Source organism: Ochrobactrum sp. XJ1 (assembly GCF_024701725.1).
In the GTDB taxonomy this organism is placed as follows: domain Bacteria; phylum Pseudomonadota; class Alphaproteobacteria; order Rhizobiales; family Rhizobiaceae; genus Brucella; species Brucella anthropi.
Genome location: NZ_VDGD01000006.1, coordinates 249023 through 265785 on the forward strand (window position 1 = coordinate 249023; position 16763 = coordinate 265785).

Consider the following 16763-nt stretch of genomic DNA (forward strand, 5'->3'; position numbering starts at 1 on the left):
GCAGCACGCCGCCGGGCTTGTTGTTTGTTCAGTTATCCGACTACGAACTACTTCAGTGCAGCCGCGAAGCTGTCCTCCAGAACGCTCAGCAGATGATCGGCATTGGCACGCGTGAAGATCATCGGCGGGCGCATTTTCAGGACATTGTCGAACGGACCTTCAGTCCCCATCAGAATGCCGCGTTCGCGCGCGCCATCATTGATCTTCTTGGCCAGAGCCGTTGCCGGTTCCTTGGTCTTGTGATCCGTGACCAGTTCGATACCGAGGAACAGCCCCTGCCCGCGCACATCACCGATGATATCGAAGCGCTTCTGCATCGAGCGGAACCCGTCGATGAGATAGTTGCCGATATCAAGCGCGTTGCGGCGCAGATCGTTGCGCTCAATGACATCCAGCACTGCCAGACCTGCCGCGCAGGAAACCGGATTGCCGCCAAACGTGTTGAAATATTCCATGCCATTGTTGAAACTGCTGGCTATTTCACGGGTCGTTACCACTGCCGACATCGGATGGCCGTTGCCGATAGGCTTGCCCATGGTGACGATATCCGGCACCACATCCTGCATTTCAAACGCCCACCAGTGGCTGCCGACACGGCCGAAGCCAACCTGCACCTCATCCGCGATGCAGACACCACCAGCCGCCCGCACCATCTTGTAGACTTCCTGCAGATAGCCTTCCGGCAGGAAGACCTGACCGGCGACGCTCGGGATCGACTCGGCAATGAAATAAGCCGGGCCGCGTCCAAGGCTTTTGATGGCCTCGATCTGCTCGGCAATACTTTCAGCAAAGCGCTTGCCATGTTCTGCCAGCGGCCAATTTTCCGGCGCGCGGTAGCTGTCGGGGATGACGGCCTCAAACACGTGATCCGGACGTCCTTTGCCGCCCTTGCGCTTGTATTTATAGGGACTGAGATCGATCAGCTCCTGCGTTGTACCGTGATAGGCCCAGTCGAGCACCAGCGCATCGCGCTGGCCCGAATGCGCACGTGCCATACGCAGCGCCAGACTGTTCGCCTCACTGCCCGAGCAGGCAAACGAGGCCACCGTCAAACCTTCGGGCAAAGTCGCCGTCAGGCGCTCCGCATAGGAAACGATGTTGTCGTGCAGATAGCGCGTATTGGTGTTGAGGATCGCGGCCTGTCTGGCAATCGCCTCCACCACCTGCGGATGAGCGTGGCCGAGATGGCAGACATTGTTGAAGCAATCGAGATAGGCGCGGCCCCGATTATCGATCAGCCATGCGCCTTCACCGCGCACGAACTTGATCGGCTCGGAGTAGGAGATGGAGAGGTTCGGCAGCAGAATATCCTTGCGGGCGCTGACGATCTCGGTGCGCGTGCGACCGGTCTGGTGGAAGGCTTCCGCCGGAATATCGGCAAGGACTGCGGCATCCGGGAAGATATCGGCCCAGACATCAAGATAGGCATGTTCGCCGACGCCCAGAATTTCCGCTGCCGTGAGGCCGGTATCCGTCGAAATCTGGAAATGGAGATGCGGCGTCCAGCCACCATTCTCGTGCATGTCGCCCATCTGGCCGACGAGATCACCGGCGGCCAGTTTCTGCCCCGGCTTCAGGCGGGACACAGCCTCATGCGCCATATGGCCCCACAGCGTGATGAAAGGCGGGCAGCCTTCCGGCTGATGTTCCAGCGCAATCAGGCCGCCATAGCCAAGTGGCGCGGTCTCGATCTCGACGCTTTTCACAGTAGCTGCAAGCGGCGTGTAGACGGGCGTGCCTGCAGGCATGAACAGGTCAAGGCCCAGATGGTGGACACGCCGCTCGCCTTCGACAAAGCGTGAACGAAACGCCTCATCGGTATAGACAGTACGCTTTTCGCCCCATGGACCGATGCCGAGCTGCACATGGTTGCGGGCGCAGAAATCATCCCACCAGGCGGTGGCTTCCTTTGGGCGCTGCCCGGCAGAATCGACCGTCATCACATGAGCCGGGTCGCCATAGGGCACCAGCGCCTTGGTCATCGTCGCCGGATGCGGGCGAACGATGGGGGCGAGGTTCTTTCGGTTGGCATTGATCCATTCACGCACCGCACCAGCACCGTCTACAGCATCGAAACCGCATGCCTTGCGCAGGATGGCGGTGGCGAAGCGCGGGTTCATGGCATCAAGCTTGTGCAGAAGCCGCCATGCAGGTGCTTCGCTGATCGCAAGATAAGGATTGTCACCGGTCTTTTCGCGGCGCGAAGCCGACAGCGTGACGCTGGTGACGAGACGCATCGCAATCAGATCGAATATGAGATCGATTTCCTGCGGCAAAAGCGGATATCTCGCATGGAACCCGGCAGCGAGGGCTGCGGCTGCACCAATCGGGTCGTCCATATCCAGAATGGAATAGGCAGCGGCAATCGCCACTTCGGCAACCAGAACAGTGTGAACCGCATCGCCAAAATCGATCAGCCCGGCAATACGTTCATTATCCTGCGGATCAACCAGCACATTCCAGTCATTGGCATCGCTATGGATCACCTGTGCACGCTGGAGCGGCAGCTTCGGCGCGATATCGCGCTCGAAACGGACAAGGAAGCGCTCGACGACAGCGCGGTCTTCCGGCTTGTCGATGAAATGCAGACGGTCACGCGCCCGTCCGGCGTGGCGCACATCCCAGTCAAAATCGCGCAAGGCACCCGGATGGATGAAGCCCTGCAAGGCGCGGTCCAGCTGCCCCAGCGCACCGCCCAGATTGTGCATCAGCGCCTTGGTGCGCTTGACCTCGGCCAACGGCGTGCCCGGCAGCCAGCTTGCCACCCGCAGCGCATGGGGCTTGCCCTTTTCCTTTTCGATAGAGGCCAGTACCTCCCCCGACAGGCTCGCTTTCAGGCGCGGTACGGCGAGCGCCGGATCAGCCTTGGCCAGATGCTGCAGGAGCGCTGTCTGGAATTCGCTTTCAACGCGCGGTTCACTGGCATTCACGACTTTCAGAATCCAGTCTCCCGATCCATTGCCCGTCTTCAGCCGGAAATTGCGATCACGCTCGCTGTCGAGCGGCGAGGCACTCGCCGTCACCCCGAAATGAAGCTGGGCCAGCACTTCAGCCTCTTGCGGAGAAAAATCGGGGGCGGGATACGAAATATCGGTCATGGGAGGCACTTCACGGGTTGAATATGAATGGGAAGTAACAGGATGAGCTTGGCATGTCCGCGATTTTCAGGCATCAGACAAGGCGTCGGTCAGACCGGCACTTTGCCGGAATGGACCGGCACATTTACGATAGTACGAAAGAACCGACCATGCGGGAACTGGATGCGAAGGATCGCGAGATATTGGCCATTCTCTCCAAGGAAGCGCGCATTCCGCTGAAAACCCTGGCGGGACGCATCGGTCTTTCGCGCAGTGCAACCGGAGAGCGTGTCGCCAATCTTGAGAAAAATGGCGTCATTCGCGGTTACAGGGCAGACATCGGCCAGATCGACAGGAACGTCATCCGCGCCATGATTCTGGTCAGCCTCAAGCGTACACCGGCACTCGGTCTCCTCGATGAGCTGGCGCGCCACGCCGAGGTGCGCCGGGTATCGTCGGTGAGTGGCCAGCTCGATTTGATCGTCGAGGTTGAAGTCCCCACCATAGACCGCCTCAACAGCCTGCGTGATCTCATCGCCACTCATGAAACTGTAGAGGATCTCACTACCGCAATCGTGCTTCGCCGGGATATCGAGCGCGAAACCGTCTGAAATTCAGTTATACAACTTTAGTTTGGACTACTACAATTTAAGGTAGACATTCTACCATAAGTCGAACATAACGCCTCCGGGTTGAAAAGGAGGGGACATGAAGACGCTTAATCTATTCATTATCGGGTTCGGCTTTACCGCACTCGTCATTACTTGCATTTTCGCCATTGGCGGCGGCACTATCTGATCAGTAACGAACGACAATATCATGCCCTCAGCAGGGGTTCCCCGAGGAAGATTGCTGAAGATTCGCGCACAGCGCGGATCATGAAATCGCTCAGCACCCGGATTCGCGGTGCAGCCACCACATCGATGTGACAGCTCATCCAATATTCACGCACCAGATGCATCTCGCGCGGCAGAACCGGAACCAGTTCCTGATGCCGGCTGGCGATGAAATAAGGCAGCACGCACAAGCCATAGCCAATCTGCGTGGCGATCAGTTGCGCATGAATACTGGAACTTTGATAGGTGCAGCGCTGCCCTGGCAGGATTTCGCGCATGTAATCCAGGCCGGGCGTGAACACCATGTCGTCGATGTAACCAATGAACGGATGCCGGGCCATGTCCTCGCGTGTCCTGATCGGCGGATGCCGCTCCAGATAATCGCGATGACCATAGATGAAGAGCCGATAGGGCGTCAGCTTCTCGCTGTGATAGGGACCGGTGCGCGGCATATGCAGCGTGATCGACAATTCCGCCTCGCGGCGCGACAGCGACATGATCTGCTGGATCGTCACCACTTCCACGAACAGGCTCGGATAGGATTGCGCCAGCACAGGCAGACGGTCGGCAAGAAAGAAATTGCCGAAACCTTCCAGCGTCGAGAGACGCACGACACCTGACAGCGCCGCCAGATTGCCGGTAGCCTCGGTCTGGAATTTCATCGCCTCGCGCTCCATGACCTCGGCAGAGTTCACCAGCCGTTCACCGATGGGCGTCAGCAGATAACCGCGCGGATTGCGCTCGAAAAGCTTGGTCGCAAGGGCCTGTTCCAGCCGGTCGATCCGGCGCAGAACAGTGACATGGCTGGTGCGCAATTGCCGCGCCGCCGTGGAGAGCTGGCCGGTGCGCGCAACCGCCAGAAAATATTGCAGATCGTCCCATGTGAACTGCCGCATGCACCCCTCCCAAACAGTTGCGGTGGCTCCTGCCTCTCTGTCTGTACGTTTTCGAACAGACGGTGTTCAAAAATTGTTGTTCGTGTACGCATTTGTCAATGCTACCGTTTCAAAAAGTAGCTCCATCGAAAATGCTAGACAGGTTTGCGTCAGGAGCTGCAACAAAGAAAGAAACGCCCGGGGCGGAGGAACAAATCGGGCGGAAGCAGAGGGCTAACGGCACAGAGGAAAAGCCGTTTCCTGATCTCGAAAGACTGCTTCACTACAGCATTGGCCGGAAAATCGGAATCGATTTTCAGAAAGCACAATGCGTAGATTCAATAGTTTAGAGCGTCGTTTGTACGTCCGTAAGGATGCATGGCGCTCTGAAGAATGCCGTGCGGGTTTTCCGTGGCGGTTTTGGTGTTATTGGGAGGAGCACTTCATGAAATGTCTCGCACTTGCAACGGCAGCGCTTTTCGCCGCCACGGCTATCTCGTCGGCAGCGGAAATTTCCGACGGCAAGGTCAAGATCGGCATTCTGAACGATCAATCCGGCGTTTATGCCGACTTCGGCGGCAAATGGTCGTTCGAGGCTGCCAAGATGGCGGCTGAAGATTTCGGGGGCAAAGTGCTCGATGCGCCGATTGAGATCATCACGGCGGACCACCAGAACAAGCCGGACGTCGCCTCGAACATCGCGCGCCAGTGGTACGACACCGAGCAGGTCGATTCCATCATGGAACTGACAACCTCGTCGGTCGGCCTCGCCGTACAGGCCCTGTCCAAGGACAAGAAGAAGATCACCATCAACACAGGTGCGGCCACGTCGGAACTGACCGGCAAGCAGTGCACGCCTTATGGCTTCCATTGGGCCTATGACACCCATGCGCTTGCAGTCGGCACCGGCGGCTCGCTTGTGCAGCAGGGCGGCGATACCTGGTACTTCCTCACTGCCGACTATGCTTTCGGCTATTCGCTGGAAGAGCAGACAAGCAAATTCGTCGAATCCAAGGGCGGCAAGGTTCTGGGTTCCGTGCGCCACCCGCTGGCAACCACCGATTATTCCTCCTTCCTGCTGCAGGCACAGGCCTCCGGCGCCAAGGTGGTCGGCCTTGCCAATGCAGGTCTCGACACGTCCAACGCCATCAAGCAGGCGGCTGAATTCGGCATCGTCGCCGGTGGCCAGCGCCTCGCGGCCCTGCTCTTTACCCTGTCGGAAGTGCACGGTCTCGGCCTCGAAGCCGCTCAAGGCCTGACGCTGACCGAAGGTTTCTACTGGGATCGCGACGATGAATCGCGCGAATTCGGCAAGCGATTCTTCGAGCGCACGGGCCGTATGCCGAACATGATTCAGGCAGGCACCTATTCCGCTGTCACCCAATATCTGAAGGCGATCAAGGAAGCCGGGACCGACGAAACCGAGGCCGTTGCCAAGAAGCTTCATGAAATGCCGGTCGAGGACGTCTTTGCCCGTCACGGCAAGGTCGGTGCCAACGGACGCATGATCTACGACATGTATCTGATGGAAGTGAAGAAGCCTGATGAAAGCAAGGCGCCTTGGGATTACTATAAGGTTCTTGCAACCATTCCCGGCGATCAGGCCTACATGAAGCCGGAAGAAAGCGGCTGCCCGCTGGTAACGCAGTAAAAAGAGGCTGGTTGAATGAACGCAGCAACTGGCAATATGACGGCCCTGCATGAAGCAGGGCCGAACGATGGCGGCTCATCCGGCAAGACCGTTCTGTCGGCACGCGGACTGGGCAAGTCTTTTGGCGGCTTTCATGCAGTCAAGAATGTCGACCTCGATGTGGAACATGCTCGTGTTCACGCGTTGATCGGCCCCAACGGTGCAGGCAAGACCACTGTTTTCAACCTCCTGACCAAGTTCTTGCAGCCATCGAGTGGCGAGATCACACTTCTGGGCGAAACCATCACCAAGACCGATCCGGCCAAGGTGGCCCGCATGGGTTTGGTGCGCTCGTTCCAGATTTCGGCCACCTTTCCGCACCTGACCGTGCTGGAAAATGTAAAGGTCGCATTGCAGCGTCCCAATGGGCTTGCCACACAGTTCTGGCGCTCGCTGTCAGCACTCGACCGGCTCGACGCGCAGGCCATCGAGCTTCTGGAGCGGGTCGGCCTTGCCGATGCCCGTCATGCGCTGGCCGCCGATCTGTCCTATGGCCGCAAGCGCGCGCTCGAAATCGCCACCACGCTGGCGCTCGATCCGAAGGTTCTGCTGCTCGATGAGCCGATGGCGGGCATGGGCCATGAAGATGTCCATACCATTGCCGCCCTCATTGCCGATGTGGCGAAGGATCGCGCGGTCTTGATGGTCGAACACAATCTCAAGGTGGTGGCCGACATTGCCCACCACGTCACGGTGCTGCAGCGCGGCGAAATTCTCGCCTCCGGCGATTATGCCACCGTCTCCAAGGACGAGCGCGTGCGCACCGCCTATATGGGAACCGAACATGAATAGAGGCCAACCGCTATTATCCGTGCGCGGGCTCAATGCCTGGTATGGCGAAAGCCATGCCCTGCACGGCGTCGACCTCGATATCTGGCCCGGCGAAACCATAACGCTTCTTGGCCGCAACGGCGTCGGCAAGACGACGACGCTGCGTGCCATCATGGGCATCATCCGCAAGCGCACCGGCACCATCACGCTCGACGGCAAGGACATCATGCGCGTGCCGCTGCATCGCATCGCCCATGCCGGTCTCGGTTTTGTGCCCGAAGAGCGCGGCATCTTTGCCACCTTGAGCGTGCATGAAAACCTGCTTTTGCCGCCTGTCGTCGCCAAAGGCAGTCAGGGCACGATGTCGCTTGACGAAATCTACGAACTCTTTCCCAATCTGCATGAGCGCCGCAACAGCCCCGGCACCAAGCTTTCGGGTGGCGAACAGCAGATGCTGGCAATTGCGCGCATCCTGCGCACCGGGGTCAAGGTGCTGCTGCTCGACGAGCCGACCGAAGGTCTTGCGCCCGTTATCGTGCAGCGCATCGGCGATGTGCTGGTGGAGTTGAAAAAACGTGGCATGACGGTGTTGCTGGTCGAGCAGAATTTCCGCTTCGCCGCCAAGGTCGCCGACCGCTTTTATCTCATGGATCATGGCGTGGTGACGGAAAACTTCCCCACCGCCGAACTGCCCGCCCGCATGGCGGCGCTCAACGAAGCGCTGGGGGTATGACACGATGACAATGATTTTTGGAATACCTTTGCAGGCACTTCTCGGGCAGCTGCTGGTCGGCCTCATCAACGGCTCCTTCTATGCCATGCTAAGTCTCGGCCTTGCCATCATCTTCGGGCTTCTGCGCATCATTAATTTCGCCCATGGCGCGCAATATATGCTGGGTGCCTTTGTCGGCTATCTGCTGTTGAGCTGGCTTGGCATCGGCTACTGGCCAGCGCTGATCCTCGCCCCGCTTATCGTCGGCCTCGGTGGCGCGATCATCGAGCGCGTGGCCCTGTCGCGGCTCTACAATCTCGATCCGCTCTATGGCCTGCTCTTCACCTTCGGCCTTGCCCTCGTGATCGAAGGCACGTTCCGCTATTATTATGGCGCTGCCGGTCAGCCCTATGCCGTGCCGCCCTCGCTTGCGGGCGGGCACAATCTCGGCTTCATGTTCCTGCCGAACTATCGCGCCTGGGTGGTCGTCGCCTCGCTTTTCGTCTGCCTCGGCACCTGGCTCCTGATCGAAAAGACCAAGCTTGGCGCCTATCTGCGTGCCGCGACGGAAAACCCCACTTTGGTCAAGGCCTTCGGCATCAATGTGCCGCTGCTGCTCACCTTCACCTATGCGCTGGGTGCAGCGCTTGCCGGTGTTGCGGGCATCATGGCCGCGCCGATCTATCAGGTCAGCCCGCTGATGGGGTCCAACATCATCATCGTGGTCTTTGCCGTGGTGGTCGTCGGCGGCATGGGCTCGATCCTTGGCGCCATCATCACCGGTTATGTGCTGGGACTGGCGGAAGGCCTCACCAAGGTCTTCTACCCCGAGGCTTCCAGCATCGTCATCTTCGTCATCATGGCTATCGTCCTTCTGGTTCGACCCGCCGGACTGTTCGGGAAGGAGGCCTGATATGGCTGATACTGCTCTCAAGACCGCTCTCAGGGCCACCGCAGCCCCGCGCGAAAGCAAGGCGCCTGCCGTCAACAGCCTCTCGGTCATCGTCCTCGGCATTGCCCTTGTGGGACTACTGGCAGCGCCCTTCATGGTCTACCCCATCTTCCTGATGAAGATGCTGTGCTTTGCGCTGTTCGCCTCTGCCTTCAACCTTCTGTTGGGCTATACCGGCATTCTGTCCTTCGGCCATGCAGCCTTCTTCGGCGGCGCGGCCTATATCACGGCCCATACGGTGAAAGTCTGGGGCGTTACGCCGGAACTCGGTCTCGTACTCGGCGTTCTCGCCGCAGCCGCCCTTGGCCTCGTGATCGGTTATCTCGCCATTCGCCGCCAGGGCATCTATTCGACGATGATTACGCTGGCATTGGCGCAGATGTTCTTCTTCTTCTGCCTGCAAGCCACCTTCACCCATGGCGAAGACGGATTGCAGGGTGTGCCGCGTGGATATCTCTTCGGCATCATCGACCTCAACCAGCCGATGAACATGTATTATTTCGTGCTGGCCGTGTTCGTTCTTGGCGTCTTCGTCATCTGGCGCATCATCAATTCGCCCTTCGGCATGATCCTGAAGTCGGTACGCGAAAACGAGAACCGCGCGGTTTCGCTCGGCTATTCCGTCAACCGCTACAAGCTTGCAGCCTTCGTCATGTCGGCAGCACTCGCGGGTCTTGCAGGCGGCCTGAAGGCGCTTGTCTTCCAGTTTGCAACGCTGACCGATGTCGGCTGGCAGATGTCGGGCGAAGTGATCCTCATGACGCTTCTGGGCGGTATCGGAACACTCATAGGCCCCATCGTCGGCGCTGCCTTCGTCGTTGCGCTGCAGAACTATCTCGCAACATCCGACTTCCCGGTAACGATCGTGACGGGCGTCATCTTCATGGCATGCGTCCTCCTCTTCCGTAAGGGAATCGTAGGCGAGTTCTATGCATCGCGAATTGGAAAGAAACTCTTCGGCTAACCAACATTTCGGGAGCCGCACGCTCGTTCGATAGCGGCTCCGCCTTTTACTGGATATGAGATCATGACCGACACCTACGATTACATCGTGGTTGGCGCGGGCACGGCAGGTTGCGCCCTCGCGAACCGGCTTTCCGCAGACCAGAACCGCTCCGTGCTGCTGCTGGAGGCAGGCGGAAAGGACAATTACGCCTGGATCCACATCCCGGTCGGCTATCTCTATTGCATCGGCAATCCGCGCACCGACTGGTGCTTTACCACGGAGGCCGAACCGGGGCTGAACGGTCGTTCGCTCGGCTATCCGCGCGGCAAGGTATTGGGCGGCTGCTCCTCCATCAACGGCATGATCTATATGCGCGGTCAGGCCCGCGACTACGATCTGTGGCGTCAGGCCGGATGCGAAGGCTGGGGCTGGGACGATATCCTGCCACTCTTCAAGAAATCAGAAGATTATTTTGCAGGCGCCAGCGATCTGCATGGTTCGGGCGGCGAATGGCGCGTCGAGAGCGCTCGCCTGCACTGGGATATTCTGGATGCCTTCCGCGATGCAGCCGTCTCGGCGGGCATCCCCGCCACCGACGATTTCAATCGCGGCGACAATGAAGGCGTGTCCTATTTCAAGGTCAACCAGAAGCGCGGCATTCGCTGGAACACGGCCAAGGCCTTTCTGCGCCCGGCATTGGATCGCAAGAACCTCACCGTCGAAACCGGCGCGCATGTGCGCCGCATCGAGATCGAGGAGTTGCGTGCCACCGGCGTCACCTTCGACCAGAACGGTACCACCCGCACGGTGAAGGCAAAGCGTGAGGTCATTCTTGCTGCCGGTGCGGTCGGCTCGCCGCAAATTCTCGAATTGTCGGGCATCGGGCGCGGCGACGTGCTGCAGCAAGCGGGTATCCCGATCAAGCTGGAGCGCAAGCAACTCGGCGAAAACCTGCAGGATCACCTGCAATTGCGCTGCGCATATAAGGTCACCGGTATTCCGACGCTCAACGAAAAGGCGAGCAAGCTTGTCGGCAAGGCAATGATCGGGCTGGAATATCTGCTGCGCCGTTCGGGGCCTATGTCGATGGCTCCAAGCCAGCTCGGCGTCTTCACCCGCTCCGACCCGTCCTACGAGACCGCCAATCTGCAATATCACGTGCAGCCGCTCAGTCTGGAAAAATTCGGCGAGGCGGTGCACCCCTTCCCTGCCTTCACGGCAAGCGTGTGCAATCTGCGCCCTGATAGCCGCGGCTCGATCCACATCAAGTCACCGGATCATCGTTCACAACCGGCGATCAGGCCGAATTATCTCGCCACCGAAAGCGACCGCCGCGTTGCCGCCGACGCCATCCGCATCACGCGCCATATCGTGGCACAGGCTCCATTGCAGAAGTTCCGCCCGGAGGAATTCAAGCCCGGCCCTGCTTACGAAACGCAGGAGCAGCTGGAAAAGGCGGCGGGCGATATCGGCACCACGATTTTCCATCCGGTCGGCACCTGCCGCATGGGGCAGGATGCGGAAGCAATCGTCGATCCGCGCCTGCGCTTCAACGGCATTGCGGGCCTGCGCGTTGCCGACGCCTCGGTCATGCCGACCATCACTTCCGGCAACACCAACTCGCCGACTCTCATGATCGCCGAGAAGGCCGCACAGATGATTATCGCCGATAACCGCTAGAACCAGATTTCCGAGTGCCCGGTCAGCGGAAATGACAATCCGCTCACCGTCTCGTGAACGCAATTTCGGCATCATGACTTCGGCAAATTCTGAAATAATTTTCCTTGTTTATTGCCTGACAAAAGGGAATTATCGGCAACAAGGTGGGCAGGGGGAGAAAGATCATCTCAAAAGATCGCTTTCCGGGACCGGCTCTCCAAAGTTTTTAAACAAGGAAAACAAAATGTCGTCAGTCCTTTCCCGCTACACGCTGACCCGTCGCGCCGGTCTGAAAGCCCTTCTCTTCACCGCAGCCGCACTGACTGTCGGCTTCGCGTCGGCACCGAGCCACGCAGAAGACAAGACCATCAAGGTCGGCATCATGGGCGGTGAAGACGAAGACGTCTGGAAAGTCGTTGCCGAAGAAGGCAAGAAGCACGGCCTCAACATCGAGCGCGTGACCTTCAACGATTACAACCAGCCGAATGAAGCTCTGGAACGCAAGGAAATCGACGCCAACGCCTTCCAGCACAAGCCTTATCTCGATGAGCAGGTCAAGCAGCACGGCTACAAGATCAGCGTCGCCGGCTACACCGCCGTCTGGCCGATCGGCATCTATTCGCGCAAGCACAAGAGCCTTGACGAGCTGAAGGAAGGCGCGGTCGTCGGCGTGCCGAACGATCCGTCGAACGAAGGCCGCGCCCTTCGCGTTCTCGAAGAAAAAGGCCTCATCAAGCTGAAGCCGGATGCAGGCATTCTGGCCACGCCGATCGACATCGTCGAAAATCCGAAGAAGCTTGAGATCAAGGAACTCGACGCCGGTGTTGTCGGCCGTTCCATCGATGACCTCGATGCAGCCATCGTGAACAACGATTGGGCAGCAAAGGCAGGCCTCAAGAAGGAAGAGGCAATCGGCTGGGAATCGAAGGAAAACAACCCGTACAACAACTTCATCGCGGTCCGCACCGAAGATGAAAACGCCGAATGGGTGAAAAACCTCGTGGCTTCGTTCCAGAACGACGCCGTGAAGGCCGAAATCGACCGTGCCTACAAGGGCACCGGCATCCCGGCCTGGAAATAATCGCTTTTGAAGCTTGAAAGACCGCGCCGGAACCATTTCCGGCGCGGCTTTTATTGACGTACCGACAAAAATTGCCCTAAAGCATCGCCACAGCAAAAGCTGATGGCTTGAGCGAGGCATCATCCTTCCTTGAACCTTAATAAAACAGCCGCTGTTCGCAGCGGCCTATCCAGACATAGAAGAAACGACCGTGACCATTGAAAAGCCACCCGCCACATCAGCGCCCATCGTCGAGATGAAAGACGTGCGCCGAATGTTCGGCGATACGGCAGCTATCAACGGCGTTTCGCTTTCCGTCGCGCGCGGCGAAATTCTCGGCATCATCGGTCGCAGCGGCGCGGGCAAGTCCACGCTGATCCGTTGCGTCAACGGCCTTGAAAAGCCGGATGCCGGTTCGATCCTGATCGAAGGTCGCGAAATCACTGGTCTTGGCGAAGACGCACTGCGCCCCTTGCGCCGCCGCATCGGCATGGTGTTCCAGCATTTCAATCTGCTTTCGGCCAAGACGGTTGCGGAAAACATCGCTTTGCCGCTGAAGATCGCGGGCAAGCCGAAGGCCGAACGCGCCAGGCGTGTTGCGGAACTTCTGGAACTGGTTGGCCTTTCCGACAAGGCAAAGCATTACCCAGCCCAGCTTTCCGGTGGTCAGAAACAGCGCGTCGGCATTGCCCGCGCCCTTGCTGCCGAACCGGCTGTGCTGCTTTCGGACGAAGCGACATCCGCGCTCGACCCGGAAACCACGCAGTCCATTCTCGCGCTGCTGAAAGACATCAACACCAAGCTCGGCCTTACCATCCTGCTCATCACGCATGAGATGGAAGTCATCCGCCGCATTGCCGACCGCGTCATCGTGCTCGACCACGGCGCTATCGCCGAGGAAGGTCCGGTCTGGAAAGTCTTTGCCAATCCGCAATCGCCCGTCACGCAAAGCATGTTGCAGGTGCTGACGCCGGAACTGCCTGCCGTCTGGCGCGACCAGCTGGAAAAATCCGGCGCCCTCGCCGTGCTGAAGGTAAAGCTGTCAGGCGCAGCCGCAAAAGGCGCTTTCTTCAACGATGTTTCCGCTGCCACCGGCGTGGCACCGCAGCTGATCCACGGCAGCATGGATACGATCCAGGGTGAGCCGGTCGGCACGCTCTTCATCGGCCTGCCCGCTGAGGACAAGGCGAAACTCGACGCCGCAATCACCTATCTCAACACCCATGCAGACGCCACGGAGGTACTCGGCTATGTCTCAGGCGATGCTTGATCTTCTCTGGCGCTCCTTCTGGGAGACCATCATCATGACCGGCTTTTCGAGCCTGATCTCGCTCGTCGTCGGTCTGCCGCTTGCCCTCATCATGATCCTGACTGAACGGGGTGGCCTCGCACAGAACCTGACGCTGAACACGATCCTCGGCGCCATCATCAATGGCTTCCGCTCGGTTCCGTTCATCATTCTGCTGGTGGCGCTCATTCCCGTCACGCGCTTCATCGTCGGCACGTCCATCGGCACATGGGCCTCCATCGTGCCGCTTTCCATTGCCGCTATTCCCTATTATGCGCGTATTGCGGAAGTGTCGTTGCGTGAAGTGGACCACGGCCTCATCGAAGCCGCGCGCTCCATGGGTGCAAACCGCTGGACCATCGTGCGCGAAGTGCTGGTTCCGGAAGCCCTGCCGGGCATCATCGCGGGCTTCACGGTCACGATCATCACTCTGGTCGGCGCATCGGCAATGGCGGGCGCCATCGGTGCTGGCGGTCTCGGCGATCTTGCCATTCGCTATGGCTATCAGCGCTTTGAGACGCAGATCATGATCGCAGTCGTGATCATCCTCATCATCATGGTTTGCGGCATCCAGTGGATCGGCGACCGGCTGGTGAGCCGTCTGGACAAGCGCAACCTGCGCGCCTGACCCTTTACTGGTCCGTTTATCTTTTCCTCTCGCGGAAACCCGCTTCCAGCGTGTTTCCGTCGGGATCGAAGACCAGTGCCGCGTAATAGCCCATCTCTTCCGGTCCCTGATAGCCCGGGCCGCCGCTATCCCTGCCGCCTGCCTTCAGCGCGGCCTCATGAAACGCCTCCACCGCCTCGCGGCTTCCGGCTGTAAACATCAGGTGCAGGCGGTCGCCGGGCTTGTCCTCGCCAGCGCCTGCACCATCGTGGCTGCCATGGATCCACAGAAACGGAACCGGCGCCCGCTCTCCCCCGCTGACGAAGAAACCGCTGCCTGATCGGGCAATGACCTCCAGGCCAAGTTCAGGCATGCAGCTTTCGTAAAAGGAAAGGCTGCGATTGACGTTACGGGCTTTGAAACCGATGTGATCGAAGAGCGACATAAGATTCAATATATCGCGGCCAACTATAAAGAAAAGCGGCGCTTTCGATTTTGGAAAACGCCGCTATCACTCTTCAATTCTTGATAATATCGAAGGTTATCCGCGTGTGCGGGCCAGACCGTCTTTTGCAGGCTGGTATTTCGGATCAAGCTGTACCGCGCGCGAATAGGAATTCGCAGCCTTGGCCTTGTCGCCATTGTGCTCGTAGACAAGCGCCTGATTGGCCCAGCTTTCCGCAATATTCTGATCGAGCGTAATGGCTGTGTTGAAATCATCGAAGGCATTGTCGTAGTCGCCGAGCGCCACATAGGAAATGCCGCGACCGTTATAAGGTTCCGGTGCCGTGGAATTGAGCGAAATTGCCTTGGAGAAATCCTCGATGGCCTGCTTGTGCTGGCCCTTGGCCTGATAGATCAGGCCGCGATTATGGTAAGCGCGACCGTCGGTGGTCTGCAGGGCAATAGCCTGATTGAAGTCGCTGAGCGCCTGATCAAGACGACCAGCCTGACGATAGACATTGCCGCGCCCGATATAGGCAGCGTCATATTGCGAATTAAGCTGGATGGCCTTGCTGTAATCCTGCACGGCCTTGGTGCTGTCGCCCATATAGCGATAGACCAGCGCGCGATTGGCATAGGCCTGATAGAAATTCGGGTTGAGCGCTATTGCCTGATCGAAATCGCGCAGCGCTTCCTTGTAGCGCCCGGACTTGCCATAGGCGGAACCACGCACATTGTAGCCTTCCGGATCGCGCGGATTGCTCTGGATCACGCTTGTCAGCGAACTGATGTTCTCGCTCGACCCCTGCGCCTTATCGACAGTGCTGAGTGCGGTGGTTGTGGAGCTTTGGCAGCCGGCAACGGTCAAAGCCAGAAGTGCGGCGGCAATGAGAAGGCCGTTTCGACCTGTTCCAGACGATTGCATCATCTTCAAGCGCGTGGGCAACGACTGCATTCCTTTCAGCTCGCATAGGGGCGCAAGGCCCTTCTGCCTCTTTTCCATCCCGTGCCAGCCCGGTTTCCGGAGCTAATTCATGCCGGGCTATTCTGTCTGTTACGGTATTATACTGGTCTCAACCAGCAGATAAAAACAGCAAAAAGGCGGCATGTTCTTAAGCTTGGCTTGCCTTCGGATAACCCGCCTGACAGTTGAATATCCTAATTATTTGTTTTTACACATAATGGCGTGCAAGAAGTCCAGAAACTTTTCGTAACGCTGCATTAAAAATAGAGGCTCGAAGTTATGAAAATACATCTAGTGGTCTGATTCCGACGTTTGAAACGGGATTAATGTCGGACGGGTATCAAACGTCAAATTCAATCCACTAGCCGACATAAAATCGCTTCACACTGCGCGGGAAACAACCTCAAATATCTGAAGTCAAAACGTGCAAAATCCGGCGCAAGCTGAAGCCAGCACCGGAAAGCAAAAAAGGCGCTGTCCAGCAGCGCCTGTTTTCAAGGTCGATCAGCGAGCGCCCGGACGGCCGCCGATGAGGCCTTCACGCTGAGCGCGCTTACGGGCCAGCTTGCGTGCACGACGAACGGCTTCTGCCTTTTCGCGAGCGCGCTTTTCGGACGGCTTTTCATAGTGGCCGCGCATCTTCATTTCGCGGAAGATACCTTCGCGCTGCATCTTTTTCTTGAGAGCGCGGAGAGCCTGATCAACATTATTATCGCGGACGAGTACCTGCACGTGTATTCCCGTATCGGTTAGAATTTCGGTTAAGCCTGAGGCCGTTAGGGGGTCTTTTAACGATTTCAGCCGGTCTGACCGGCCGAGCAACGCCCAAAGGCTCCCAAGCTTCGCAACGGATACGCTGCAAATTGGTCGTGGCTAATACCA

The 16763-nt window shown here is 58.4% G+C and carries 15 protein-coding genes; 10 read left to right on the top strand and 5 right to left on the bottom strand.

Annotation, left to right across the window (positions count from 1 at the left end):
- Positions 1-47: 47 nt before the first annotated feature.
- On the bottom strand, positions 48-3098 hold the full coding sequence (locus FG152_RS12875; protein WP_010659473.1) for an aminotransferase class III-fold pyridoxal phosphate-dependent enzyme: 3051 nt from the start codon (positions 3096-3098) through the stop codon (positions 48-50).
- 149 nt (positions 3099-3247) lie between these two features.
- Here FG152_RS12875 and FG152_RS12880 point away from each other — a divergent pair, with 149 nt between their 5' ends.
- Positions 3248-3688: an Lrp/AsnC family transcriptional regulator gene (locus tag FG152_RS12880; protein ID WP_010659472.1), complete on the top strand. Its 441-nt coding sequence runs from the start codon at positions 3248-3250 to the stop codon at positions 3686-3688.
- Between the two features lie 206 nt (positions 3689-3894).
- Here the strand turns inward: FG152_RS12880 and FG152_RS12885 are convergent, their stop codons facing one another.
- Complete coding sequence (locus tag FG152_RS12885; RefSeq protein WP_010659471.1) at positions 3895-4809, bottom strand: LysR family transcriptional regulator; 915 nt, start codon at positions 4807-4809, stop codon at positions 3895-3897.
- A gap of 424 nt (positions 4810-5233) precedes the next feature.
- On the opposite strand from FG152_RS12885, the gene FG152_RS12890 reads away from it, so the two are divergent.
- The 9 genes from FG152_RS12890 to FG152_RS12930 all read left to right on the top strand — a co-directional run bounded on the left by FG152_RS12890 (position 5234) and on the right by FG152_RS12930 (position 14494).
- Positions 5234-6439, top strand: coding sequence for an ABC transporter substrate-binding protein (locus tag FG152_RS12890; protein WP_010659469.1), 1206 nt, complete (start codon positions 5234-5236; stop codon positions 6437-6439).
- A 15-nt stretch (positions 6440-6454) separates the two neighbouring features.
- Positions 6455-7270, top strand: coding sequence for an ABC transporter ATP-binding protein (locus FG152_RS12895; protein ID WP_010659468.1), 816 nt, complete (start codon positions 6455-6457; stop codon positions 7268-7270).
- A complete protein-coding gene (locus FG152_RS12900; RefSeq protein ID WP_010659467.1) occupies positions 7263-7982 on the top strand; it encodes an ABC transporter ATP-binding protein in 720 nt (239 codons plus the stop codon). The genes FG152_RS12895 and FG152_RS12900 overlap by 8 nt, the downstream gene beginning before the upstream one ends.
- A 4-nt stretch (positions 7983-7986) precedes the next feature.
- Positions 7987-8874 carry a branched-chain amino acid ABC transporter permease gene (locus tag FG152_RS12905; RefSeq protein WP_010659466.1) on the top strand — a complete coding sequence of 296 codons (888 nt, stop codon included), beginning with the start codon at positions 7987-7989 and terminating at the stop codon, positions 8872-8874.
- 1 nt (position 8875) lies between these two features.
- Positions 8876-9877 (top strand): branched-chain amino acid ABC transporter permease, encoded by a 1002-nt coding sequence (locus FG152_RS12910; protein WP_010659465.1) that lies wholly within the window; start codon positions 8876-8878, stop codon positions 9875-9877.
- A 63-nt stretch (positions 9878-9940) separates the two neighbouring features.
- Complete coding sequence (locus FG152_RS12915; RefSeq protein ID WP_036585590.1) at positions 9941-11539, top strand: GMC family oxidoreductase; 1599 nt, start codon at positions 9941-9943, stop codon at positions 11537-11539.
- 223 nt (positions 11540-11762) lie between these two features.
- Positions 11763-12599: a MetQ/NlpA family ABC transporter substrate-binding protein gene (locus FG152_RS12920; RefSeq protein ID WP_010659463.1), complete on the top strand. Its 837-nt coding sequence runs from the start codon at positions 11763-11765 to the stop codon at positions 12597-12599.
- Between the two features lie 190 nt (positions 12600-12789).
- Positions 12790-13848 (top strand): methionine ABC transporter ATP-binding protein, encoded by a 1059-nt coding sequence (locus tag FG152_RS12925; RefSeq protein WP_010659462.1) that lies wholly within the window; start codon positions 12790-12792, stop codon positions 13846-13848.
- The gene (locus FG152_RS12930) at positions 13829-14494 is read left to right on the top strand and encodes a methionine ABC transporter permease (protein WP_010659461.1); all 666 of its coding nucleotides are present in this window, start codon (positions 13829-13831) and stop codon (positions 14492-14494) included. The genes FG152_RS12925 and FG152_RS12930 overlap by 20 nt, the downstream gene beginning before the upstream one ends.
- Before the next feature lie 16 nt (positions 14495-14510).
- Here the strand turns inward: FG152_RS12930 and FG152_RS12935 are convergent, their stop codons facing one another.
- The 3 genes from FG152_RS12935 to rpsU all read right to left on the bottom strand — a co-directional run bounded on the left by FG152_RS12935 (position 14511) and on the right by rpsU (position 16613).
- Entirely contained in the window at positions 14511-14918 is a 408-nt protein-coding gene (locus FG152_RS12935; RefSeq protein ID WP_010659460.1) for a VOC family protein, read from the bottom strand.
- Positions 14919-15014: 96 nt separating this feature from the next.
- Positions 15015-15872, bottom strand: coding sequence for a tetratricopeptide repeat protein (locus tag FG152_RS12940; protein WP_010659459.1), 858 nt, complete (start codon positions 15870-15872; stop codon positions 15015-15017).
- A gap of 513 nt (positions 15873-16385) precedes the next feature.
- Complete coding sequence (rpsU, locus tag FG152_RS12945) at positions 16386-16613, bottom strand: 30S ribosomal protein S21 (RefSeq protein WP_010659458.1); 228 nt, start codon at positions 16611-16613, stop codon at positions 16386-16388.
- Positions 16614-16763: the final 150 nt, after the last annotated feature.